We start from the raw sequence: 21,312 nt of genomic DNA, 5'->3' as shown, positions 1-21,312 counted from the left end.
GCCGTCTCCCGGCGCGCCGAGACGGCGTGTCGGGACCCCTCGATGAAAAACGGCGGCAGGCTGGGCGGCTACTCGGGCTCGGTGATGTCGGCGACGGTGGCGGAGAAGGCGCGCACGACGTCGTCGGCGTCGGCGAAGAGCGTGTACCCGTGGGCTCCGGCGCCGAGGGCGATGGTGCGTCCGACGACGGACTCGTCCGCCACCACCGGCCAGGCGGTGGTGCTGCCGAACGGGGTGATCGTTCCGCGTTCGTAGCCGGTCGCGTCGAGGGCGACCCGTGCATCCGGCAGCTGCAGCTTGTTGACGCCGAGGAGCGTGCGGAGCTTCGGCCAGGAGATCTTGCGACCACCCGGCACGAGAGCGAACACGAATGTGCCGTCGCTGCGTTTCACGACCAGCGTCTTCACGATGTCGGCCGGCTGGATGCCGAGCAGCCCGGCCGCCTCGGCAAGACTGTTCGCGGCGGGCCGCTGCACGATCCGGATGCTCACTCCGCGGGCGGCGGCGTCGGCCTCTGCCCGGGCCCTGCCATCCTCCACAGCGGAATCGTTTCTCGGAGTCTCCACAGCATCCGGGCTCTCGGTCATGGTCCACCGCGCTTTCTGGGAGAATCGAGTGAGATGTCTACTACAGCAACGATAAGCCACGCACCCCAGCTGACCATCGGTCCGCTGGCACTCGACGTGCCCGTCGTGCTGGCTCCGATGGCCGGGATCACCAACACGGCCTTCCGACGGCTCTGCCGCGAGTTCGGGGCCGGCCTCTACGTGAGCGAGATGATCACGTCGCGGGCGCTGGTCGAGAGAACGCCGGAGTCGCTCCGGCTCATCACTCACCACGAGTCGGAGACCCCGCGGTCGATCCAGCTCTACGGGGTCGACCCGAAGACCGTGTCAGAAGCGGTGACGATGCTGGTGGCCGAAGATCGCGCCGACCACATCGACCTCAACTTCGGCTGCCCGGTGCCGAAGGTCACCCGCAAGGGAGGCGGTGCGGCCCTTCCCTGGAAGCTCGGACTGTTCCGCGAGATCGTCGAGGGCGCGGTGAAGGCCGCAGGCCCGATCCCGCTCACTGTGAAGATGCGCAAGGGCATCGACAGCGACCACCTCACTTATCTCGAGGCGGGCAAGGCCGCGGAGGGAGCCGGAGTCGCCTCCATCGCGCTGCACGCCCGGACGGCGGCAGAGTTCTATTCCGGCCACGCGGACTGGTCGGCGATCGCCAAGCTCAAAGAGACGATCACCGGAACGCCGGTACTGGGAAACGGCGACATCTGGTCGGCGGCAGATGCCATCAGGATGGTGGAGGAGACCGGCTGCGACGGCGTCGTCGTGGGGCGCGGCTGCCTCGGGCGGCCCTGGTTGTTCGGCGACCTCGCCGCGGCATTCCGCGCCCGCGCCGGCGAGATCGACGCTGCTGAGGCCGCACGCGCGCAGGCCCATCCCTCGCTCGGCCAGGTCGCGGCGACGTTCCGCCGCCACGCCGAGCTGCTCGTCGAGTTCTTCGACAGCGAGGAAAGGGGTTGCCGCGACATCCGCAAGCACGTGGCCTGGTACTTCAAGGGATACCCGGTGGGCGGCGATCTCCGGGCGAGCCTGGCGACGGTCGACACGCTCGCGCACCTCGACGATCTGCTCGCGACGCTCGACTGGGATCAGGAGTACCCGGGCGAGGCGGCGGAAGGGCAGCGCGGTCGGGCGGGTTCGCCGAAACGCCCGGCGCTGCCGGACGGGTGGCTGAACAACCGCGACCTCGAGGGATATGAGCGGGCGGAGATCGCCGATGCGGAGGTTCACAACAGTGGCGGATAGCGCGGATGCGAGCGGGTACAGCGACTACGACCGGGAGCGGTGGCTCCCCGAGCAGCACTCCAACCGCCGCAGCGATTTCGCGCGCGACCGCGCCCGCCTCCTCCACTCGAGCGCTCTGAGGCGGCTCGCCGCCAAGACGCAGGTGCTCAGCCCGACCGCCGGGCTCGACTTCGCCCGCAACCGGCTCACCCATTCGCTCGAGGTCGCGCAGGTCGGCCGCGAGCTGGCCACCAGCCTCGGTCTCGATCCCGACATCGTCGACACCGCCTGCCTCGCGCACGACATCGGGCATCCTCCGTTCGGCCACAACGGCGAGCGGGCGCTCAACGAGTGGGCCCGCGACATCGGCGGGTTCGAGGGCAACGCCCAGACCCTGCGCCTTCTCGCGCGGCTCGAGCCGAAGGTCTTCGGGCCCGACGGCCGGGCATACGGGCTGAACCTCACCCGCGCCAGCCTCGACGCGAGTTGCAAGTATCCGTGGCCCGCCTCCTCATCGGTCGCCGACCCGAGCGGCCGCGCCAAATTCGGCTTCTACGCTGACGACACGCCGGTCTTCGACTGGATGCGCGCCGGAGCACCCGAGCGGGTGCGGTGCATCGAGGCCCAGGTGATGGACCTCTCCGACGACATCGCGTACTCGGTGCACGATTTCGAGGATGCGGTGGTGAACGGCTACATCGACGTCGCCGCCCTGGGCAGCCGCGTCGACCACGACGACCTGGTGCGGTCCATGTACGAATGGATCGGCGGCGAGTTCAGTCATGACGAGCTGATCGCCGCGTTCGACCGGCTGGACAACCTCGACATCTGGCTCGACGGCTGGGACGGCAGCCGTCGTTCGCAGGCCAAGCTGAAGAACCTCACGAGCCAGCTCATCGGGCGGTTCGCGGGGGCGGCGATCCGGGCGACGCGCGAGGCAGCTCGAACTGATTCGCTCGCCCGGTTCGGCGCGGATGTCGTGGTGCCGAAGGCCATCCAGTGCGAGATCGCCGTGCTGAAGGGCATCGTGGCGACGTTCGTCATGTCGAAGAACACCCGCCAGCCCATCTACGTCCAGCAGCGTCAGGTGCTCACGGCCCTCGCCGACGTGCTGTACTCGCGGGCATCCGATCAGCTCGACCCGGGATTCGCCGAAGACTGGGCATTCGCCGAAACCGACACCGCGCGCAAACGCGTCGTCGTCGACCAGGTCGCCAGCCTCACCGATCAGTCGGCTCTCAGCTGGTACGAACGTCTCGTACAGCACTGACTTGGCCGGGTGGGGTTGAAACCCCAGGCTCAAAGCAGAATGCTGGGAGTCGCGGCCACCGAAAGGACACAATGAGCACCCCACAGCCACCGGTCAACGGCGACGACCAGCAGCCCGACCAAGCGACGCCCCCGGCTCCGGCCAAACGGGCGCCGCGGAGGTCAGCGCCGAAGGTCGTCGGCGCAGAGGGTGCTGTTGCCGCGGGCGCTGAAGCCGAGGCCGCCGCAGCGAAGGCTCCGGGCGCGAAGACTCCGGCCGTGAAGACTCCGGCCGTGAAGACGCCGGCCGTGAAGGTCCCGGCGGCGAAGACGTCGGCCGCGAAGGCTCCAGCGGCGAAGACGCCCGCCGCGAAGACGCCGCCGGCGAAGGTGCCGTCGGCCACGACGCCGACCGCCAAGTCCGCCGCAGCCAAGCCAGCCGGCGCCCGCACGACTGCTCGTCGCCCAGCGACGGGTCGGTCGACGCCGAAGCCTGACGCGCTCGGTGATGTTCCCAGCATCCTCGACACCGCGCTGGCCGCGCACAACGCCGCCGTCGTCGACAGCGTCGGCACCACCGAAGGGGAAGAGGCGCCGGTGTCGCCGACCGCCAGCCCTGCTCAGCGTCGCGCGGCGCGGCACCAGACGTCTCGCGCTGCCGCTCCCGAATCAGCGTCGACGTCGACGCCGGCCGAGCCCGACACCTCGGTGACGGCGACCGAGGCCGAGCCCGACGCCACGGTGACGGCGACCGAGGCCGAGCCAGGGCCCGTCGCTGAAAGCTCGCCCACATCCGATGCCCAGACGGAGACCACGGCCGAAGCGCCGAGCCCGGGCACTGCCGACGACGACGCGACGGCAGCTCCGAACCCCGCGAACGCGACGACTACGACGACCCCGCCGGCGGATGCGACCGCGCCGGCCGACACGAGTCAGCCATCGCAGCCCGACGCATCCCTCCCGCCGACGCAGGAGGCCCCGCCGACAGAGGAGTTCCCGCCGACGCAGGGCGAGCAAGCTCCTCAGGGCGCATACGGCGCCCCGCGCAGCGTCACCGACTACGCCGACCGACTCGACGACGCCCGCTTCTTCAGCTCCCTGTTCGACTTCACGTTCACCAACTACGTCACGCGCAAACTCGCGGGGCCGGTGTACGTGGTGGGCCTCGTGCTCATCGGGCTCAGCATGCTGCTCTCGATCGTGTACAGCCTCACGACCGCGCTGAACACGCACTCGTTCCTCGGCGCCTTCGTGTTCCTGTTCGGAGTGATCATCACGCTCGTCGGCGCGGTGCTCTCCGTGCTGCTCCTGCGCGTCGGCATCGAAGTGTTCGTCGCGATCATCGAGATCGCCCAGAACACCCGAGGGCGCAAGAAGCAGCGCCAGTAGCCCGCACTAGAATCGAAGCATGGCCGGCCGTATTCGACAGAGTGACATCGAAGAGGTCAAAGCCCGCACCAACATCGCCGACATCGTCGGCGACTACGTCAGTCTGAAATCGGCGGGAGTCGGGGCGCTCAAAGGTCTCTGCCCGTTCCACGACGAGAAGAGCCCGAGCTTCCAGGTGCGCCCCGGTGTCGGGCGCTACCACTGCTTCGGGTGCGGTGAAGGCGGCGACGTCTACGAGTTCCTGCAGAAGCTCGACCACGTGTCGTTCACCGAGGCGGTCGAGCGACTGGCGGCTCGCATCGGGTTCTCCCTGCACTACGAGGATGGCGGCGGCGGGCCGTCCGAGCACGGCAACCGTGCGCGCATCCTGGCCGCCAACGGCGCGGCAGAAGAGTTCTTCCGCTCGAAGCTCGGTGCGCCGGAGGCCGAGATCGGCCGTCGCTTCCTGGGGGAGCGCGGGTTCGACTCGCACGCCGCCGCCCAGTTCGGCGTCGGTTTCGCGCCGAAGAGCTGGGACGAGCTCACCAAGCACCTCCGCAGCAAGGGCTTCACGGTCGAAGAGCTCACCACGGCCGGGCTGGTGTCGCAGGGCGATCGCGGGGTCTACGACCGGTTCCGCGGCAGGCTGATCTGGCCCATCCGCGACCTCACAGGCCAGACGATCGGGTTCGGCGCGCGTCGGCTGCTCGACGACGACAAAGGGCCGAAGTACCTGAACACGCCGGAGACGCCCGTCTACAAGAAGGCCCAGGTGCTCTACGGCCTCGACCTTGCGAAGCGGGATGTGTCGAAGCTCGATCAGGTCGTGGTCGTCGAGGGGTACACCGACGTCATGGCCTGCCACCTCGCCGGCATCACGACCGCTGTCGCGACATGCGGAACGGCGTTCGGAATCGACCACATCAAGGTGATCCGGCGCGTCATGGGCGACGACAACAGCACCGGCTCGGTGATCTTCACGTTCGATCCGGATGCGGCGGGCCAGAAGGCCGCCGCCCGTGCTTTCGGCGAGGAGCAGCGGTTCTCGGCGCAGACGTACGTCGCCGTCGGCCCCGACGGCCTCGACCCGTGCGATCTGCGTCTGGAGAAGGGCGACGACGCCGTTCGACGGATGATCGACGCCAAGAAGCCGATGTTCGAGTTCATGATCAGGCAGGTCGTCGACCGCTACGACCTGAACACCGTCGAAGGTCGCACTGCGGCGATGCGCGGGGGAGCGCCGATCGTCGCGACGATCCGCGACCCGGCCTCGCAGAACGGCTACGCCAGAGAGCTTGCCCGGTTGTCCGGCGCCGACCTGCAGGACACGCTGCGCGCCGTGCAGGCGGCCCGCCGGGGCGAGCGGCAGTCCGGAGGTCAGCCCCAGCAGCAGAACCGCCAGCAGTCGCAGGCGCAGACCCAACCCGAGATCCGCGCGGGCGCGGGCCTGAGCGACCTGCCGAACGACCCGGTCTCCCGAACCGAACGGGAGACGCTGATGGTGCTGCTGCAGTTCCCGGGCGAGGTCGGTGCCGAGCGGGCCGCGCGCGTCGTGCAGGTGCCGTTCTCGAATCCGTCGCTCGGCGTCGTCAAGGATGCGATAGCCACCCAGTTGCCGACGCTCAGCGAACCCGGCTGGGTCGACCGCATCACCGCGGAGGTGCCGGCACCGTTCGCGCCCCTCGTGAACGAACTGAGCGTCGCATCCGTGCCCCAGGCGCAGACGGGCGACATCACGGCCTACGCGCGGTCGGTCGCGGGCGCCCTCATCGAACGCGATCTGCTGCGTGAGAAGGCGGAGCTGCAGTTGCGTCTGCGCCGCAGTGACGACCCCGAAGCCGTTCGCACGATCGGCCGCGCGATGATGACCATCGAGGCCGAGCGCCGCAAGCTGCGTGAAGAATAGGCGTTCGAGGCGCATCCACGCCATCTGATCGCGTTCTTGCGGCGAAAAAGTGCGTCGAACGTTAAGATCTCGCTACAAAACCCGTCTGGATTCATGTCTTGAACGCGTTTCGTGTTAGGACTATGGCTACACGAAACGGCAATGAGGCACGTGTGTGCGCGCCGTTGACGTGACCCCACCACACCAGGAAGAGGTATTCGGATATGAGATCCGCACACATCAGCGGCAAACGCCTGCTGGCCGTGTCCGCGACGTTCGCGGCTGCGGCTTTGGTGCTCGCCGGTTGCTCCGGCAACGCGAACAACGCGGGCAGCGGTGGAACGCTGACCGTCGGCACGACCGACAAGATCACCTCGATCGACCCGGCCGGCTCGTACGACAACGGCTCTTTCGCCGTGATGAACCAGGTCTACCCGTTCTTGCTCAACTCGCCTTACGGCAGCCCGGATGTGAAGCCCGACATCGCGGAGTCCGCGGATTTCACCGCTCCGACCGAGTACACGGTCAAGCTGAAGCCGGGCCTCAAGTTCGCGAACGGTCACGATCTGACCTCGTCCGACGTGAAGTTCACGTTCGACCGTCAGAAGAAGATCAACGACCCGAACGGCCCCGCCTCGCTGCTGGCCAACCTCGACAGCGTGTCGACGCCGGATGACACCACGGTCGTGTTCAAGCTGAAGGTGCCGAACGACCAGACTTTCGCGCAGGTGCTCTCGAGCCCCGCGGGCCCGATCGTCGACGAGCAGGCCTTCTCGGCCACCAAGGTCACGCCCGACAAAGACATCGTCAAGGCCAAGGCCTTCGCCGGTCAGTACGAGATCACCAGCTACGACTTCAACAACCTGATCGCCTACAAGGCGTACTCCGGCTACAAGGGGCTGCTCGGCAAGGCGGAGACCGACAAGATCAACGTGAAGTACTACGCCGAGTCGTCGAACCTGAAGCTCGACATCCAGAAGGGCGCGATCGATGTCGCGTTCCGCAGCCTGTCGGCCACCGACATCGAGAGCCTCGAGGGCAACAAGAGCGTCAAGGTGGTGAAGGGGCCGGGCGGCGAGACCCGCTACATCGTCTTCAACTTCAACACGATGCCGTACGGTGCGACCACGCCTGAAGCGGATGCGGCCAAGTCGCTCGCCGTTCGCCAGGCCGCCGCCGACCTCGTCGACCGCGCCGCGATCGCGAAGCAGGTCTACAAGGACACCTACACGCCGCTCTACTCGTATGTTCCCGAGGGCCTCACCGGCGCCACGACCGTGCTGAAGGACCTGTACGGCGACGGCAACGGAGGCCCGAGCCTCGACAAGGCGAAGGCAGCCCTCCAGGCCGCCGGCGTCTCGGTTCCTGTCGCTCTGAACCTCCAGTACAACCCGGACCACTACGGCCCGTCGTCGGGCGACGAGTACGCGCTCGTCAAGGAGCAGCTGGAGACCGGCGGACTGTTCAAGGTGAACCTGCAGTCCACCGAGTGGGTGCAGTACTCCAAGGACCGCACGGCCGACGTGTACCCGGCGTACCAGCTCGGCTGGTTCCCGGACTACTCCGACGCGGACAACTACCTGACGCCGTTCTTCATCAAGGACAACTTCCTCGCGAACCACTACGACAACGCGGAGGTTCAGAAGCTGATCGAGCAGCAGGCGGGCACGACCGACGCCGATGCTCGCACGAAGCTCATCGAGGAGATCCAGGCCAAGGTCGGGGCCGACCTGTCCACCCTGCCGTTGCTGCAGGGCGCGCAGATCGCCGTCGTCGGCAAGGATGTGTCGGGCACCGACAAGACGCTCGACCCGTCGTTCAAGTTCCGTTACGCAGCCCTCTCCAAGGGCTGATGCAGTGACGGCCGGCTGACGCCGGCCGTACCGGGGGCGGTTCGTTTCGGCGAATCGCCCCCGCACCAGGTCCACCCCACGATTGGTTCACATGACAGCGACTGTCACCGGCCCCGCAGCGTCCATCGCGCCGGGCCCAGCAACTCCGCGGGCGAAACGACGATCGGGAGGCGGCCTCGGCCGTTACATCGTGGTTCGCGCCCTGCTCATCATCCCGACGATCTTCATCCTCGTCACCCTCGTCTTCTTCCTCATGCGCTCGACGGGCGATCCGATCACGGCTGCGCTGGGCGGCAAGCTCACTGCCGCGCAGCTGGCGGAGCGCATCCATGAGGCCGGCTACGACCGACCGCTCCTCGTGCAGTACTTCGAGTACCTCGGGCAGATCTTCACCGGCAACTTCGGCACGACGCTCAGCGACAACCAGCCGGTGTTCCAGGTGCTGCTCACCTACGGCGCCGCAACGCTCGAACTCGCCTTCTACGCGCTCATCGTCGCGTTCGTGGTCGGCATCCCGCTCGGCATGGTGGCCGCATACTTCCGGGACAAGGGGCAGGATGCGGCCCTCCGCATCTTCGCCATCCTCTGTTATGCGACACCGGTCTTCTTCGCCGGCATGCTGCTGAAGCTCGTGTTCTCCATCTGGCTGAACTGGCTGCCGGTGGCGGGCAGGGCGTCGACCGGCTCCGAGCTGGAGATGCAGACACTGCCGAACAAGACCGGAATCTACCTGATCGACGCGTTCCAGACGGGCGACCCTGCGGTGATCAGCGATGTGCTCACGCACGCGATTCTGCCGGCCGTCGCGCTCGGCCTGCTGACCGCCGGAGTGTTCCTCCGGCTGGTGCGCACCAACGTGATCGGTACGCTCTCGACCGACTACGTCGACGCTGCGCGTTCGCGGGGTGTCAGCGAGTCGAGGCTGGTGCGTAAGCACGCCTACCGGCCGGCGCTCATCCCGATCATCACGGTGATCGGTCTGCAGATCGCCCTCTTGCTCGGCGGCGCGGTGCTCACCGAGACGACGTTCGAGTGGAAGGGGCTCGGCTTCCAGCTGGCTCACTACCTGCAGGCGCGCGACTTCGTAGCGGTGCAGGGCCTGGTGGCGCTGCTCGCGGTCGTCGTCGCACTCACCAACTTCATCGTCGACATCATCGCGGCGCTCATCGACCCGAGAGTGAGGTACTGAGATGGCCGCCAAGCGCAGCATCTGGGATCGCCTCCCCGTCATCCATCAACTGAGGCAGAGCGTCGGCCTGCAGCGCGGGATGCTGGTGGCCGGCCTGGTCATCACCGGAGTGTTCGTCCTCGTCTCGATCTTCGCTCCGCTGATCGCCCCGTTCGGGTTCGCTCAGCTGAAGGGCGCGGACGGCCAGCAGTTCGGCGCGCAGCAGCCGCCGAGCGCCCAGCACATCTGGGGCACGACCGTCGGCGGGTACGACGTGTTCTCGCGCACGATCTGGGGAGCGCAGACCGCCCTCGCCGTGATCATCGTGGCCGTCGTGCTCTCGATCTTCGCCGGCATCCTGCTCGGTCTGGTCTCCGGCTACTTCGGCGGCTGGCTCGACCGTCTGCTCGTCGTCGTCTGCGACGCGATCTACGCCTTCCCGTCGCTGCTGCTGGCGATCGTCATGGCGATCGTCATCAGCGGCGGCCAGTCGAGTCTGTGGGGCGGCATCCTGGCCGCTGCGATCTCGATCACGGTCGTGTTCATCCCGCAGTATTTCCGGGTCATCCGAGCCGAGGCGGTGCGCATCAAAGCCGAGGCCTACGTCGAATCGGCGAAGGTCGTCGGCGCGAGCAACAGCCGCATCATGTTCCGTCACGTGCTGCGCAACTCGACGAGGACACTGCCGCTGATCTTCACCCTGAACTCGTCGGAGGCGATCCTGACCCTCGCCGGGCTGGGCTTCCTCGGGTTCGGCATCCAGCCCACCTCGGCCAGCGAGTGGGGCTACGACCTCAACAAGGCGCTCTCGGATGTGACGAGCGGCATCTGGTGGACGGCGCTCTACCCGGGCCTCGCGATCGTGCTGGCCGTTCTCGGCATCACGCTCGTCGGCGAGAGCCTGAACGACCTGGCCGACCCACGGCTGCGCGGACGCCGTGCCGTCGCCCAATCGTCCGGCCTCGTGGCCGAGACGTCGGTCGTGCCGGGCGGAACGCTCGAGGCGGGTCCCGGAGGCCTCGCCGGCCTCGAGGGCGGGGAATCATTCGACGAGCACGGAATCGAGGTCAAGCCATGAGCGACGTCGTACAGATCGACAGACTCTCGGTCTCCTTCTCCACCGACGCCGGCGCCGTCAAGGCGGTCGACGATGTGAGTCTGCGCGTCGCACCCGGTGAGGTGCTGGCGATCGTGGGAGAGTCCGGAAGTGGCAAGACGGTCACGGCCAAGACCATCCTCGGCCTGCTGCCCGAGACGGCGACCACATCGGGCGCTGTCATCCTGCGTAGCAAGGACGGCACGAGCGAGGCCGACGTGATCAGCCTCAGCAAGCGTCAGCTTCGCGAGGTGCGGGGTACGGATGTGGCGATGGTGTTCCAGGAGCCGTCGACGGCTTTGAACCCGGTGTATCCGGTCGGCTGGCAGATCGCCGAGGGTCTTCGCGCCCACGGCAAGCTGTCGAAGAAGGAGGCGCGCAAGCAGGCGATCGAGATCCTCGGCCGCGTGGGCATCCCGGAGCCCGAGAAGCGGGTCAAGTACTACCCGCATCAGTTCTCCGGCGGCCAGAAGCAGCGCATCATCATCGCGATGGCGCTCGTACTGAATCCCGGGTTGATCGTCGCCGACGAGCCGACCACGGCGCTCGACGTGACCGTGCAGGCGGAGATCCTCGACCTGCTGCGCCGGTGCCGCGACGAGTTCGGCGCCGCCATCGTGCTGATCACGCACAACATGGGCGTGGTCGCCGACCTGGCCGATCGGGTCGCCGTGATGTACCAGGGCAAGGTGGTCGAGGAGGCTGACGCGAAGACCTTGTTCTCCGCTCCCCAGGCCGACTACACGCGCAAACTGCTCGCGTCCGTTCCGCGTATCGGGCAGGGCCTGTCTTCGACGCGCGACCGGGCCGACACGCGCGCCGCCGGGTGGGCGGATGCAGTGCCCGTCGTGAAGGCGGAGGGCCTGCGCATCCAGTACCCCGGTCGGCTCGGTCAGCCGGGCTTCGTGGCCGTCGATGGCGTCGATTTCGAGATCCGCGCGGGCGAGGTGCTAGGCCTCGTGGGGGAGAGCGGTTCGGGCAAGACGACGATCGGCCGTGCCATCGGCGGGCTGGGCAAGGTTACAGGCGGTTCGCTCAGGGTGCTCGGCGTCGAGATGAACGGGGTGCGCGAGCGCACGTTCAAGCCGGTGCGACGCGACATCGGCTTCGTCTTCCAAGACCCTGCGTCGAGCTTCAACCCGTTGCTGACCATCGCCGATTGCGTCGCCGAACCGCTCATCGTGCACGGGCGCGCATCCGACCCGAGGAATGCCCGCCCCCGGGTGGACGACCTGCTCGAGGCGGTGCAGCTGCCGAAGAGCTACGGCGACCGCTTTCCGCACGAGTTGAGCGGCGGTCAGCGTCAGCGGGCCAGCCTGGCTCGCGCGCTCGCCCTCGAACCGACGCTGCTGATCGCCGACGAGCCGACGTCGGCCCTCGACGTGTCGGTGCAAGCCCGGGTGCTGGAGCTCTTCGCGGAGTTGCAGAAGGAGTTCGGGTTCGCCGCCCTGTTCATCAGTCACGATCTCGCCGTCGTCGATCTGCTGGCCGACAGGATCGCGGTGCTGCACCGGGGAAAACTCGTCGAGGAGGGCACGGGAGCCGAAGTGCTCGGCTCCCCGCGCGAGGCGTACACCCAGCGACTGCTGGCCTCGCTCCCCGTTCCCGATCCGGTCGAACAGGCCGACCGGCGGGAGGCACTGCGCGCGTTGAGGGCGGACAGCGCCTAGGGTCGTAGTCGTGAGTTCCAACCCCGCCATCGTTGTCAGCGACCTGTCGGTCGAGTATCCCGCGCGCGGGGCGAGCGCTTCGTGCGTCGCCCTGCGCGGGGTCAGTTTTCGCGTCGAGCCCGGCGAGGTGCTCGGGATCCTCGGCGAGACGGGTTCGGGGAAGTCGACCCTGGCTGCCATCCTGGCCGGGCGAGGTCTGCCGCAGCGTGCGTCGGAACCGGGCCCGCGAGTGAGCGGCGGGGATGCGCTCGTGCTGGGCCGCTCGATGCGCAAGGCTCGCAAGCGCGACATCGCCGAAGTGACCTTTCACGTCGGCTATCTCCCGCAAGACGCCGCCAGCAGCCTCGAGCCCTCTCTGACGATCTCCGAGAACGTCGCCCTTCCGATCTTCGAACGTGACGAGCACTACAGTCGTCGTGCGGCGGGGGAGCGCGCGGCGACGATGCTCGACACGGTGCACCTCCCGCTCAGCGTGCTCAACAAGTACCCGTACGAGCTGAGCGCCGGCCAGCGTCAGCGCGTCGCGTTCGCGCGCGCTCTGGTGCTCGGCCCGAACGTGCTGGTCGCCGACGAGCCGACCGCCGGAATCGATGCGACCGTGCGCGACGCGGTGATCGATCTGCTCGGCAATCTGAAAGATCACCCGGAGTTCTCGGCCGTGCTCGTCAGCCACGACCTGTCGGTGCTGCGACGCGCGACGTCGAACGCGCTCGTGCTCCACACCGGGCGCGTCGTCGGCTACGGCCCGATCGAGGAGGTGCTCGCGTCCCCCGAGCACCCGTTCGTCGCCGGGCTGGCGAAGGCGCTCAAGCCGCCGCAGCGCCGCACCGAGCGCCGCCCTCAGCGCGCTCCGGCCGAATGACCGTCAGCAACACCGACGCGCATCCCTGGCGGATGTGCAGACTTGGAGACCACTGTGACCTCTGATCGAGCCGCCGTTGCGGGCCAGCACCGGGCAGTTCTCGCCGTCGACGCCGAGCCTGTTCCCGAGAGCGAGCGGCCGGCGCCCGGCCCCATCGCGGTCGGTCCCCGGCCGAACAAGACCTTCGTCGACGCCGTCGAGTCCGGCGGTGGAACGGTGTCCGAGCTCTCCGGCGAGACCCGCGGTCTCATCTGGCTCTCCTACAAGGACGCCGACGCGCTGGCCCAGGCGCTCGAGGAGAACCCGCAGATCGGGTGGGTTCAGCTGCCGTACGCCGGCGTCGACGCGTTCGCGGACATCCTCGAGAAGGAGAAGCGACCGGGCCTGCTCTGGACGAGCGCGAAGGGCGCTTACGCACAGCCCGTCGCCGAACACGCGCTGGCGCTGACGCTCGCTCTGTTGCGTGTGCTGCCCAAGCGCGTGACGGCTCGCAGCTGGGCGACGGAGCCCGAAGGCCGTTCGCTCTACGGACTCAATGTCGTGATCGTGGGCGCCGGGGGCATCGCGCTCGAGCTCATCCGCCTGCTCGAACCGTTCGATGCCGACATCACCGTCGTGCGCCGGTCGTCGGCCCCGGTGCCGGGCGCCGCACGCACCGTCTCGTCGGATGCGCTGGCCGATGTGCTGCCCGACGCCGACGTCGTGGTCGTGGCGGCGGCCCTCACCGGCGGAACGCGCCACCTGTTCGGCGCCCCCGAGTTCGAGGCGATGAAAAACACGGCGTATCTCGTGAACATCGCGCGCGGCGGCCTGGTCGACACGGATGCTCTGGTGGCGGCCCTGGCAGAGGGCACCATCGCGGGCGCGGGCGTCGACGTGACCGACCCGGAGCCCCTGCCCGACGGTCACCCGCTCTGGGACGAACCGCACGCCCTGATCACGCCGCACCAGGCGGACACTCCGGAGATGACGGCTCCGCTGCTCGCCGAACGCATCCGCCTCAATGTGGAGGCGTTTCTGGGCGACGGACGCTTCGTCGGGGTCGTCGATCCGGCCGAGGGCTACTGACGCGAGCCACGACGCGCGCGAGAATCGGCCCGGATTTGGCGGCAGACGAAATCTTGGTAAAGTAGCAACGCTGATTCAAGCATTCCTCGATAGCTCAATTGGCAGAGCAGCCGGCTGTTAACCGGCAGGTTGATGGTTCGAGTCCATCTCGGGGAGCAGACAAGCCCTCGACCTCCGCACGGAGGTCGAGGGCTTTCTCGTCCCCGCGCCCATATGTCGTCGGCGGAATACACGAACGCCTGGTACTCCCGAGGGAGTAGGCGCTTGCGAGCCCCCGGGTGCATGTGGCGCCCAGCCGGGCTGACTAGCATGAGAAGATGCCCTGGACCCCCGACGAGGAAGCCTGGGTGACCCGCGCCGAGAACGGCTGGGGGCGGCGTCCCCGTCCGGCCGGAGCCCGCTGGTTCCCGGTGATCGTCGCGGCGCTCGTGCAGACGCCGGTGCTCATCATCGCGGCTTTGCACGCCGTCTCCGACCCGGTGACGCTCGTTGTCGTCGTGGCCGCCTTCCTGTCGTCATTCGTGCTTCTGCTGGCCCGGGCGCATCCCGGACCCGTCGTGGTCGCCGTCGGCGTGCTCTGCGCGCCCGCGATAGCGATCGGCGTCGGCCCGCCGCTCGCCGCTGTGCCCTTGGCGTTGGCCATCGTCAGCGCCGTGGTGCGAGGAGCGCGCGTCTGGGCCTGGTGGACACTCGCCGGCATGGCCGTGATCGCGCTGGCCGCTTACCTGGTGGTGGGCAACCCGGCTGCGATCGCGCGCCCGTTGCTGGTGGCACTCATCCTGAGCCTGCTGGTCGGGGTCGGCGAGGCGATGCGCAATCGTCGCGAGCGCTATCGCGAGGTGTCGCAACGGCTCGCCGCGCGGCGGGAGTCGGTGGCCGAGGCCGAAAGGCTGCGCATCGCGCGAGAGCTGCACGACGTGCTCGCGCACTCGCTGTCGCAGATCAGCGTGCAGGCCGGAGTCGGACTGCACCTGTTCGACACGCGGCCCGACAAGGCTCGCGAGTCGCTGGCGGCGATCAAGACCACGAGCGGTCAAGCCCTCGAAGAGGTGCGCGGTGTGCTCGGCTTCCTGCGCTCGGAAGGCTATCCCGCGTCGCGAGCACCCGAACCCGACCTCGACCGCATCCCGGTGCTGGTCGAGACCTACAAGCGTGCGGGTCTCGATGTCACGTTCGAGAACGACATCTCCGGCGTTCCGGCTCCGGCCATCCAGCTGGCCGTCTACCGCATCGTGCAGGAGTCGCTGACGAACGTCGGCCGGCACGCGCAGGCCACCGCGGTGCGCATCTCGCTGAGCGAAGACGACGGCGACTACGTGGTGTCGATCGCCGACGACGGTCGTGGACTGCCCGACGGCTCCGCCCAGGCGGGCAAAGGGATGCTCGGGATGCGCGAGCGCGCCGAGTTGCTGGGCGGCCGGTTCGCGACCACCACCGGCGCGAACGGCGGCCTCGTCGTCACCGCTCGCATCCCCGTGCGCACGAGCGCCGCGACGGGACCGGTCAGCACGAAGGACGTCGAATGATCCGCGTATTGCTTGCCGACGATCAGCACCTCATCCGTGCGGGATTCCGCGCTCTGCTCGAAGCCGAAGACGACATCGACGTGGTCGGCGATGCGGCGACGGGTCGCGCCGCGGTCGAGCTCGCCCGCGAGACGAGACCGGATGTGGTGCTCATGGACATCCGGATGCCCGACGGCGACGGGCTGTGGGCGACGGAGGAGATCGTGCGCGACCCGGCCCTCGCGCAGACGCACATCGTGGTCGTCACGACCTTCGAGCTCGACGAGTACGTCGCCCAGGCGATCGCCGCCGGTGCCAGCGGGTTCCTGGTGAAGGACACGGAGCCGGTCGACCTCATCCGCGCGGTGCACGTCGCCGCAGCCGGTGACGCCCTCCTGTCGCCGAGCGTCACCAAGCGTCTTCTCGAGCGCGTGGCGGGCGGGCTGAGGCCGGCACCGCCCGCGGGCGAGCTCGACGCACTCACCGAACGGGAGCGGGAGGTGCTCGCCCTCGTCGGGCAAGGCCTCACCAACGGCGAGATCGGCGAGAAGCTCTTTCTGAGCCCGCTGACGGCGAAGACCCACGTGTCGCGCATCATGACCAAACTCGACGCCCGGGACCGTGTTCACCTCGTCGTGGTGGCTTACGAGAGCGGTCTCGTGCAGCCGGGATGGCAGTAGCCGGGTCGAACTGCTCCCGGCGGAGTACGGCAGATCACTCCGGCCGGCGGATTCGCGACGAGCCTCATCCGAGGAGGCTGATGGTGACGGTTCGCGGAGAGAGCGGACCGCGCTCACCGATTGGACCCATCATGCTCAGCACACTCGCCGCAGCGACCGTCGCCGCCCACTGGGGCGGCCCATGGGGACCCGGCTTCGGCTGGCTCTTCCTCCTGATCCCGCTGTTCTGGATCGCCGTCTTCGTTCTGATCTTCACGTTCGCCGGTCGTCGCTGGCGTCGAGCGGCCGCCGCGCGCGGCGGCTATGGACCCGGGTTCGGTCCGGGCTACGGCCACGGCTGGAACGGCGGTAACCCCACTCGCGCCGCCGAGACCACGCTCGCCGAGCGCTTCGCTCAGGGCGACATCGACGAGGTCGAGTATCGGGCCCGCCTCGAAGTCCTGCGGGCCAATCGCCAGAACGAAGCCTGACCGGTAGGCTCTTTCGGGCCGTTGCCCCCGCGACGGCCCGAAAGGAACACCATGAACGACCTGTCGACAGCAGACGCCCGCGCCCTCGTTCTGCAACTGACCGTCGCCGGCGGGGTCCTCCTCGTCGTCGTCGTCGTTCTGCTGGTGCTCTGGCTGCGCGCCCGCGCCGGCTTCCGCCGGTTGAAGCACACCCGCGAGGAATCCGAGTGGACGCGGATCGACCGCGAACTCGAACTGGCGGAGCACGCGGGCCGGTTCCGCATCATCCGGGAGCTGCAGGATGTGGCCGTGCAGGCGGTGACCCGTCTCGTCAGCGAAGCGCAGGGCATCCGGTACGCCGCAGCCTCCGACCCACAGGCCGCCGCCCGGAGCGCCGGTGCGCTCGAGACGTCGGCCCGCGACGCACTCGCCGATCTGCGTCGCGTGCAATCCGTGGTGCGCGAGGGCGAGTCGGCGTCGATGCCGCAGCCCAGCCTCCATTCGGCGCGCGACCTGTTCCGGGTGATGCGCGACGCGGGCCTCGACGTGACGTTCACCGAAAGCGGTGAGCGCTTCGAGTTGCGGCCGGGCGCCGAGCTCGCCGTCTTCCGCATCCTGCAGGGCTCGCTCGAGAACGCTCTCAAGCACGGCGGGGCGGGAACAGCGGTCAGCGTCGCCTTCTCGTGGACCGGCGAAGGGCTTCAGGTCAGCGTCGACGACGACGGGATCCGTTCGGCCGCCCGCCGTGCGGGCCTCAGTCCCGAGCAGGTCGACCAGGCGACGCAGTACACGATCGACGACGACCTCCGCTCGCTCACCGAGACGTACGACGGCGCCGGACTGACCGAGATGCGGGAGCGCGCGGCGCTCTTCGGCGGCATCCTGAACGCGAACACCGTCCCGGGGGTCGGGTTCTCTGTGTCCGCGGTCTTTCCGGCGCTGCGTTTCCACAACGGCGTGCACGGAGTGAACCTCGGGCGCTGACCGCCCGCATCCGGTCAGTCCTCCAGGTGGTCTTCCCCGGGAAGCCAGCTGAGACCCGGCGCACCCCAGCTGTTCTTGCGAATCGCCTTCTGGGCCTGCTTGCCGAACGGATGCGTCAGCCTGTCCACGTAGAGAACCCCGTCGAGGTGGTCGAACTCGTGCTGGAAGATGCGGGCGAGCCACCCGTCGGCGCGAACCTCGAACGGCTTGCCCTCCAGATCGACGGCCTCGAGGATGGCGCGCTGCGACCGGCGCAGCGGAAAACGCTCACCGGGAACGGACAGGCAGCCCTCCGACTCCTCGTCTTCGTCCAGCTCGTCGACGGAAGCCGGGCTGATCCACAGCACCGGGTTGATGGCCACACCGCGATGGAGCACATCGTCGTCATCCGTCCAGCCGTACACGAAGAGACGCAGCGGCTCGCCGACCTGCGGACCGGCGAGGCCGACGCCGGGCGCAGCATCCATCGTCTCGAACATGTTCTCGACCAGAGTGCGCAGCTCAGGGCCGAACTCTGTGACGACGGCTGCGGGGGAGTGGAGGACGGGGTCTCCGGTGATCCGGATGGGGAGGACGGCCATTCGACAAGAATATCGGAGTGAAACTGGGTAGGGTCGTGGGGTGAGTACGGTACTGATGGATGTGACGCAGGACATCGCCCTGCAGCCCAAGGCGTTCCTGGGCATCCCCATCGCACTCATCGGCGCCTGCTTCCTCTCCATCGGCGCGCAGCTGCAGCATCACGGCGTCGCCAAGGTCGAGGCCAGTACGCAGCAGGCCAGCTCGGGCCTCAGCCTCTCGCAGCTCGGGCGCCTTCTCGCGAGGCCCTCCTGGGTGGTCGGCACCGTCATGCTCGGCCTCGCCATCGTCTTCCAGCTGGTCAGCCTGACCCTCGCGCCGATCATCGTGGTGCAGCCGCTCGGCGCGATCGCCCTGGTCGTCACGGCCATCCTGAACGCGCGCGTCAGCCGGGTGAAGCTCAACCGGCCGTCGGTCATCGCCATCTGTCTCTGCGTCGGCGGCGTCGGCGCGTTCGCCATCCTCGCCGCGTTCACAGCCAGAGACACGCCGGTGACCACGAGGGCTCTGATCGAGATCCTGATCATCCTCGCCGTGGTGCTCATCGCGTTCGCGGTGTTCTTCTACTTCTTCCGCTCGAAGTTCAAGGCGCTCATCTACGTGGTCGGCGCCGGCATCCTCTACGGATTCGTCGCAACACTCGCGAAGGTCGCCATCGCGCGCATCAGCAACGCCGACTGGGACTGGCTGCTGGTGCTCTGCATCCTCGCGCTGCTCGCCGCCGCCGGCCTCGGGGCGTACTTCGTTCAGAACGCGTACTCCTCCGGCCCGCCCGACCTCGTGATCGCCGGGCTGACCGTGATCGACCCGCTGGTCGCGGTGACCATCGGCATCGTGATCCTCGACGAGGCCGCGCAGGCGCCCTGGTGGGCGATGGTGGGCTACGTCCTCACGGGAGCGGTGGCGGTCTACGGCGTCTTCCAGCTCGCCAGACACCATCCGCAGAACTCCGAAGCTCTGCTATCCGCCGCGCCGTCAGTGGCCGCGGTTTCCGACACTTCCACCGATTCCGGCTTAGACTAAGCGACTGAATCAGCCGGTCGGGCTCCGTCCGGCCGCGCGAGACCATCGCCGGATTCATCGTCCCGGCCCAAAACTGTAGGGATTCACCACGTGCCCGATTCGAGCGGACCGCTAAGCAACACGCCCGCCCAGCAGGCAGGCGCCGCGAAGAAGCCCCTGACCGTCCTCATCGGGGCGGACACCTTCGCGCCCGACGTCAACGGAGCCGCGCGCTTCGCCGAGCGGCTCGCCGCCGGTCTCGTCGAGCGCGGCCACGACGTGCACATCATGGCCCCAGCGGCCAGCCGCAAGCACGGCACCTGGGTGGAGGAGCACGAGGGCCAGAAGATGACGGCCCACCGCCTCTACAGCTGGCGCTGGTATCCGCACGACTGGCTGCGCTTCGCCATGCCGTGGCGCATCAAGCAGAACAGCGCCCGGGTGATCGACGAGGTCAAGCCGGATGTCGTGCACTTCCAGTCCCACATCGTCGTCGGTCGGGGCCTCTCCATCGAGGCTGAGAAGCGCGGCATCCGCATCATCGGCACGAACCACTTCATGCCCGAGAACATGCTCGAGTTCACGATGATCCCGAAGGGCACCCAGGAATGGGCCATCGGGCTCGCCTGGAAGGCCGCGAAGCGAACGTTCGGGCGCGCCGAGGCCGTCACCACGCCGACCCTGAAGGCCGCGCAGTTCCTGGAGAAGTTCACCGGCCTCCGCGGTGTGCACGCGATCTCGTGCGGTATCGACGCCTCCAACTACACGCCCGACTTCACGCCGCGCACCGAGAACCGCATCCTCTTCGTCGGCCGCGTGACGGGTGAGAAGCAGATCGATGTTCTGCTGAACGCCATCAAGCTGCTCCCCGCCGACCTCGACACCAAGCTCGAGATCGTGGGAGGCGGCGACCAGCTGAAGAACCTGCAGCACCTCGCGGAGACCCTGGGCATCGCCGATCGTGTCACGTTCGCGGGCTACGTCACCGACGCCGAGTTGCGTGAGGCGTACACCCGAGCGTCGATCTTCGCGATGCCGTCGATCGCCGAGCTGCAGTCCATCGCGACGATGGAGGCCATGGCCTCGGCGCTGCCGGTGGTCGCCGCGAACGCGATGGCGCTTCCGCACCTCGTACACGACGGCGAGAACGGCTCCCTCTTCGAGCCGGGCAACGCGGAAGACATGGCGGCGCGCCTCGAGCACATCCTGCGGCTGCCGCAAGAGCAGCTCGACGTGCTCAAGAACGCGTCGCTGCGCATCGTCGCGGCACACGACATCCAGCGCACGATCAGCACGTTCGAAAGCCTGTATCGTGGTGAGCCGGTGGCCGACCCGGTGACGGATGCGGCCCCACCGGTGTCGACGTCCGAGTGACGTCGCACACGGGGCGGTAGCTCAGCTGGTTAGAGCATCGGACTCATAATCCGCCGGTCACGGGTTCAAGTCCCGTCCGCCCTACCTACAGAGGACTCCACCTAGTGGGAGTCGGGCACGGCAGGGTTGTGGCCGCGTGTGGAAAGTCGGTGTTCTGGGGCGGCGCGCCGAGTGGACATCCGGCGCGACGGACTTTTCGCGCGGGATCGCGGGGAATACCGACGCGGTGATGGGGCGGCCGCTAGGCTCGCAGGCATGAGCGCAGCAACCGCCCGGCCGGCCAGGGTCACGTTCATCGCCGTTCTGACCTGGATTCAGGCGCTCCTGAACCTCATCAGCGGCATCGGCCTGCTGGTGTTCCAGAACGATCCGTCGTTGCGGGTACAGTTCGGCGGTTCCGCCGGTGTCATCATCACGGGCATCCTGCTGATCGTGATCGCGCTCGTCACCTTCTCGGTGGCACGCGGACTGCTGCGGGGGAGCAGCATCGCACGGGCGATCGTGACCCTTGTGCAGCTGCTGGCGATCGCTTCGACGGTCTACACGGCGATCCTGCTCCCGAACCAGCTCGTCGGTGCGGCCATCAGCGCCGCGATCTCGCTGATCATCATCGTCATGCTGTGGTCGGGCCGCGCCGCCGAGTTCTTCCGCTCCTAGGCGCTCGACCCGCCCCAGAGGGGTCCCGACACGCCGTCAGGAGGCACACCCAGACGGCGTGTCGGGACCCCTCG

The 21,312-nt window shown here is 68.2% G+C and carries 19 protein-coding genes and 2 tRNA genes; 19 read left to right on the top strand and 2 right to left on the bottom strand.

All coding sequences use genetic code 11. The annotated features are described in order from the left end of the window. Positions 1-68: 68 nt before the first annotated feature. Positions 69-587, bottom strand: coding sequence for an aminoacyl-tRNA deacylase (locus tag ACFVWR_RS17585; protein WP_387215157.1), 519 nt, complete (start codon positions 585-587; stop codon positions 69-71). 33 nt (positions 588-620) lie between these two features. On the opposite strand from ACFVWR_RS17585, the gene dusB reads away from it, so the two are divergent. From dusB to ACFVWR_RS17510, 15 genes are all read left to right on the top strand, one after another. Further along, on the top strand, positions 621-1,811 hold the full coding sequence (dusB, locus tag ACFVWR_RS17580; RefSeq protein WP_387215154.1) for a tRNA dihydrouridine synthase DusB: 1,191 nt from the start codon (positions 621-623) through the stop codon (positions 1,809-1,811). Continuing rightward, positions 1,783-3,060: a deoxyguanosinetriphosphate triphosphohydrolase gene (locus ACFVWR_RS17575; RefSeq protein WP_387215151.1), complete on the top strand. Its 1,278-nt coding sequence runs from the start codon at positions 1,783-1,785 to the stop codon at positions 3,058-3,060. The genes dusB and ACFVWR_RS17575 overlap by 29 nt, the downstream gene beginning before the upstream one ends. Positions 3,061-3,131: 71 nt before the next feature. Further along, on the top strand, positions 3,132-4,427 hold the full coding sequence (locus ACFVWR_RS17570) for a DUF4282 domain-containing protein (protein WP_387215148.1): 1,296 nt from the start codon (positions 3,132-3,134) through the stop codon (positions 4,425-4,427). A 19-nt stretch (positions 4,428-4,446) separates the two neighbouring features. Further along, entirely contained in the window at positions 4,447-6,312 is a 1,866-nt protein-coding gene (dnaG, locus tag ACFVWR_RS17565) for a DNA primase (protein ID WP_387215145.1), read from the top strand. A gap of 203 nt (positions 6,313-6,515) precedes the next feature. Then, complete coding sequence (locus ACFVWR_RS17560; RefSeq protein WP_387215142.1) at positions 6,516-8,144, top strand: ABC transporter substrate-binding protein; 1,629 nt, start codon at positions 6,516-6,518, stop codon at positions 8,142-8,144. A 91-nt stretch (positions 8,145-8,235) separates the two neighbouring features. Beyond that, the gene (locus ACFVWR_RS17555; RefSeq protein ID WP_387215139.1) at positions 8,236-9,333 is read left to right on the top strand and encodes an ABC transporter permease; all 1,098 of its coding nucleotides are present in this window, start codon (positions 8,236-8,238) and stop codon (positions 9,331-9,333) included. A 1-nt stretch (position 9,334) separates the two neighbouring features. Further along, positions 9,335-10,390 (top strand): ABC transporter permease, encoded by a 1,056-nt coding sequence (locus ACFVWR_RS17550; RefSeq protein ID WP_387215136.1) that lies wholly within the window; start codon positions 9,335-9,337, stop codon positions 10,388-10,390. Continuing rightward, the gene (locus ACFVWR_RS17545; protein WP_387215133.1) at positions 10,387-12,078 is read left to right on the top strand and encodes a dipeptide ABC transporter ATP-binding protein; all 1,692 of its coding nucleotides are present in this window, start codon (positions 10,387-10,389) and stop codon (positions 12,076-12,078) included. The genes ACFVWR_RS17550 and ACFVWR_RS17545 overlap by 4 nt, the downstream gene beginning before the upstream one ends. A gap of 10 nt (positions 12,079-12,088) precedes the next feature. After that, positions 12,089-12,940 (top strand): ATP-binding cassette domain-containing protein, encoded by an 852-nt coding sequence (locus ACFVWR_RS17540; RefSeq protein ID WP_387215130.1) that lies wholly within the window; start codon positions 12,089-12,091, stop codon positions 12,938-12,940. 54 nt (positions 12,941-12,994) lie between these two features. After that, complete coding sequence (locus tag ACFVWR_RS17535) at positions 12,995-14,008, top strand: D-isomer specific 2-hydroxyacid dehydrogenase family protein (protein ID WP_387215127.1); 1,014 nt, start codon at positions 12,995-12,997, stop codon at positions 14,006-14,008. 83 nt (positions 14,009-14,091) lie between these two features. Then, positions 14,092-14,164, top strand: a tRNA-Asn gene (locus ACFVWR_RS17530). Between the two features lie 161 nt (positions 14,165-14,325). Further along, positions 14,326-15,534 carry a sensor histidine kinase gene (locus tag ACFVWR_RS17525; RefSeq protein ID WP_387215124.1) on the top strand — a complete coding sequence of 403 codons (1,209 nt, stop codon included), beginning with the start codon at positions 14,326-14,328 and terminating at the stop codon, positions 15,532-15,534. After that, positions 15,531-16,193, top strand: a complete 663-nt coding sequence (locus tag ACFVWR_RS17520) for a response regulator (protein ID WP_387215121.1) — start codon at positions 15,531-15,533, stop codon at positions 16,191-16,193. The genes ACFVWR_RS17525 and ACFVWR_RS17520 overlap by 4 nt, the downstream gene beginning before the upstream one ends. 131 nt (positions 16,194-16,324) lie before the next feature. Continuing rightward, complete coding sequence (locus ACFVWR_RS17515; RefSeq protein WP_387215118.1) at positions 16,325-16,663, top strand: hypothetical protein; 339 nt, start codon at positions 16,325-16,327, stop codon at positions 16,661-16,663. A 51-nt stretch (positions 16,664-16,714) separates the two neighbouring features. Then, positions 16,715-17,626, top strand: a complete 912-nt coding sequence (locus tag ACFVWR_RS17510) for a sensor histidine kinase (RefSeq protein WP_387215115.1) — start codon at positions 16,715-16,717, stop codon at positions 17,624-17,626. Between the two features lie 14 nt (positions 17,627-17,640). Here ACFVWR_RS17510 and def read toward each other — a convergent pair whose 3' ends face one another. Continuing rightward, a complete protein-coding gene (gene def, locus ACFVWR_RS17505; RefSeq protein ID WP_387215112.1) occupies positions 17,641-18,207 on the bottom strand; it encodes a peptide deformylase in 567 nt (188 codons plus the stop codon). 40 nt (positions 18,208-18,247) lie between these two features. Between def and ACFVWR_RS17500 the strand changes: the two genes are divergently transcribed. The 4 genes from ACFVWR_RS17500 to ACFVWR_RS17485 all read left to right on the top strand — a co-directional run bounded on the left by ACFVWR_RS17500 (position 18,248) and on the right by ACFVWR_RS17485 (position 21,238). Then, the gene (locus tag ACFVWR_RS17500) at positions 18,248-19,228 is read left to right on the top strand and encodes a DMT family transporter (protein WP_387215109.1); all 981 of its coding nucleotides are present in this window, start codon (positions 18,248-18,250) and stop codon (positions 19,226-19,228) included. A gap of 90 nt (positions 19,229-19,318) precedes the next feature. Beyond that, complete coding sequence (locus tag ACFVWR_RS17495) at positions 19,319-20,581, top strand: glycosyltransferase (protein WP_387215106.1); 1,263 nt, start codon at positions 19,319-19,321, stop codon at positions 20,579-20,581. Positions 20,582-20,591: 10 nt separating this feature from the next. After that, positions 20,592-20,665, top strand: a tRNA-Ile gene (locus ACFVWR_RS17490). Between the two features lie 171 nt (positions 20,666-20,836). Continuing rightward, positions 20,837-21,238, top strand: coding sequence for a hypothetical protein (locus ACFVWR_RS17485; protein ID WP_387215103.1), 402 nt, complete (start codon positions 20,837-20,839; stop codon positions 21,236-21,238). Positions 21,239-21,312 lie beyond the last annotated feature (74 nt).

This window comes from Leifsonia sp. NPDC058292, from assembly GCF_042880955.1.
Lineage (GTDB): Bacteria > Actinomycetota > Actinomycetes > Actinomycetales > Microbacteriaceae > Leifsonia.
This window is presented reverse-complemented; position numbering and strand designations above follow the sequence as displayed.

Bases quoted from the DNA above. Each gene is read 5' to 3' on its own strand.
- ACFVWR_RS17560 (WP_387215142.1), top strand. From the start codon at position 6,516: ATGAGATCCGCACACATCAGCGGCAAACGCCTGCTGGCCGTGTCCGCG.
- ACFVWR_RS17485 (WP_387215103.1), top strand. From the start codon at position 20,837: ATGAGCGCAGCAACCGCCCGGCCGGCCAGGGTCACGTTCATCGCCGTT.
- ACFVWR_RS17550 (WP_387215136.1), top strand. From the start codon at position 9,335: ATGGCCGCCAAGCGCAGCATCTGGGATCGCCTCCCCGTCATCCATCAA.
- ACFVWR_RS17555 (WP_387215139.1), top strand. From the start codon at position 8,236: ATGACAGCGACTGTCACCGGCCCCGCAGCGTCCATCGCGCCGGGCCCA.
- ACFVWR_RS17515 (WP_387215118.1), top strand. From the start codon at position 16,325: ATGCTCAGCACACTCGCCGCAGCGACCGTCGCCGCCCACTGGGGCGGC.
- ACFVWR_RS17510 (WP_387215115.1), top strand. From the start codon at position 16,715: ATGAACGACCTGTCGACAGCAGACGCCCGCGCCCTCGTTCTGCAACTG.
- ACFVWR_RS17570 (WP_387215148.1), top strand. From the start codon at position 3,132: ATGAGCACCCCACAGCCACCGGTCAACGGCGACGACCAGCAGCCCGAC.
- ACFVWR_RS17520 (WP_387215121.1), top strand. From the start codon at position 15,531: ATGATCCGCGTATTGCTTGCCGACGATCAGCACCTCATCCGTGCGGGA.
- dusB (WP_387215154.1), top strand. From the start codon at position 621: ATGTCTACTACAGCAACGATAAGCCACGCACCCCAGCTGACCATCGGT.
- dnaG (WP_387215145.1), top strand. From the start codon at position 4,447: ATGGCCGGCCGTATTCGACAGAGTGACATCGAAGAGGTCAAAGCCCGC.
- ACFVWR_RS17575 (WP_387215151.1), top strand. From the start codon at position 1,783: ATGCGGAGGTTCACAACAGTGGCGGATAGCGCGGATGCGAGCGGGTAC.
- def (WP_387215112.1), bottom strand. From the start codon at position 18,207: ATGGCCGTCCTCCCCATCCGGATCACCGGAGACCCCGTCCTCCACTCC.
- ACFVWR_RS17525 (WP_387215124.1), top strand. From the start codon at position 14,326: ATGCCCTGGACCCCCGACGAGGAAGCCTGGGTGACCCGCGCCGAGAAC.
- ACFVWR_RS17545 (WP_387215133.1), top strand. From the start codon at position 10,387: ATGAGCGACGTCGTACAGATCGACAGACTCTCGGTCTCCTTCTCCACC.
- ACFVWR_RS17585 (WP_387215157.1), bottom strand. From the start codon at position 587: ATGACCGAGAGCCCGGATGCTGTGGAGACTCCGAGAAACGATTCCGCT.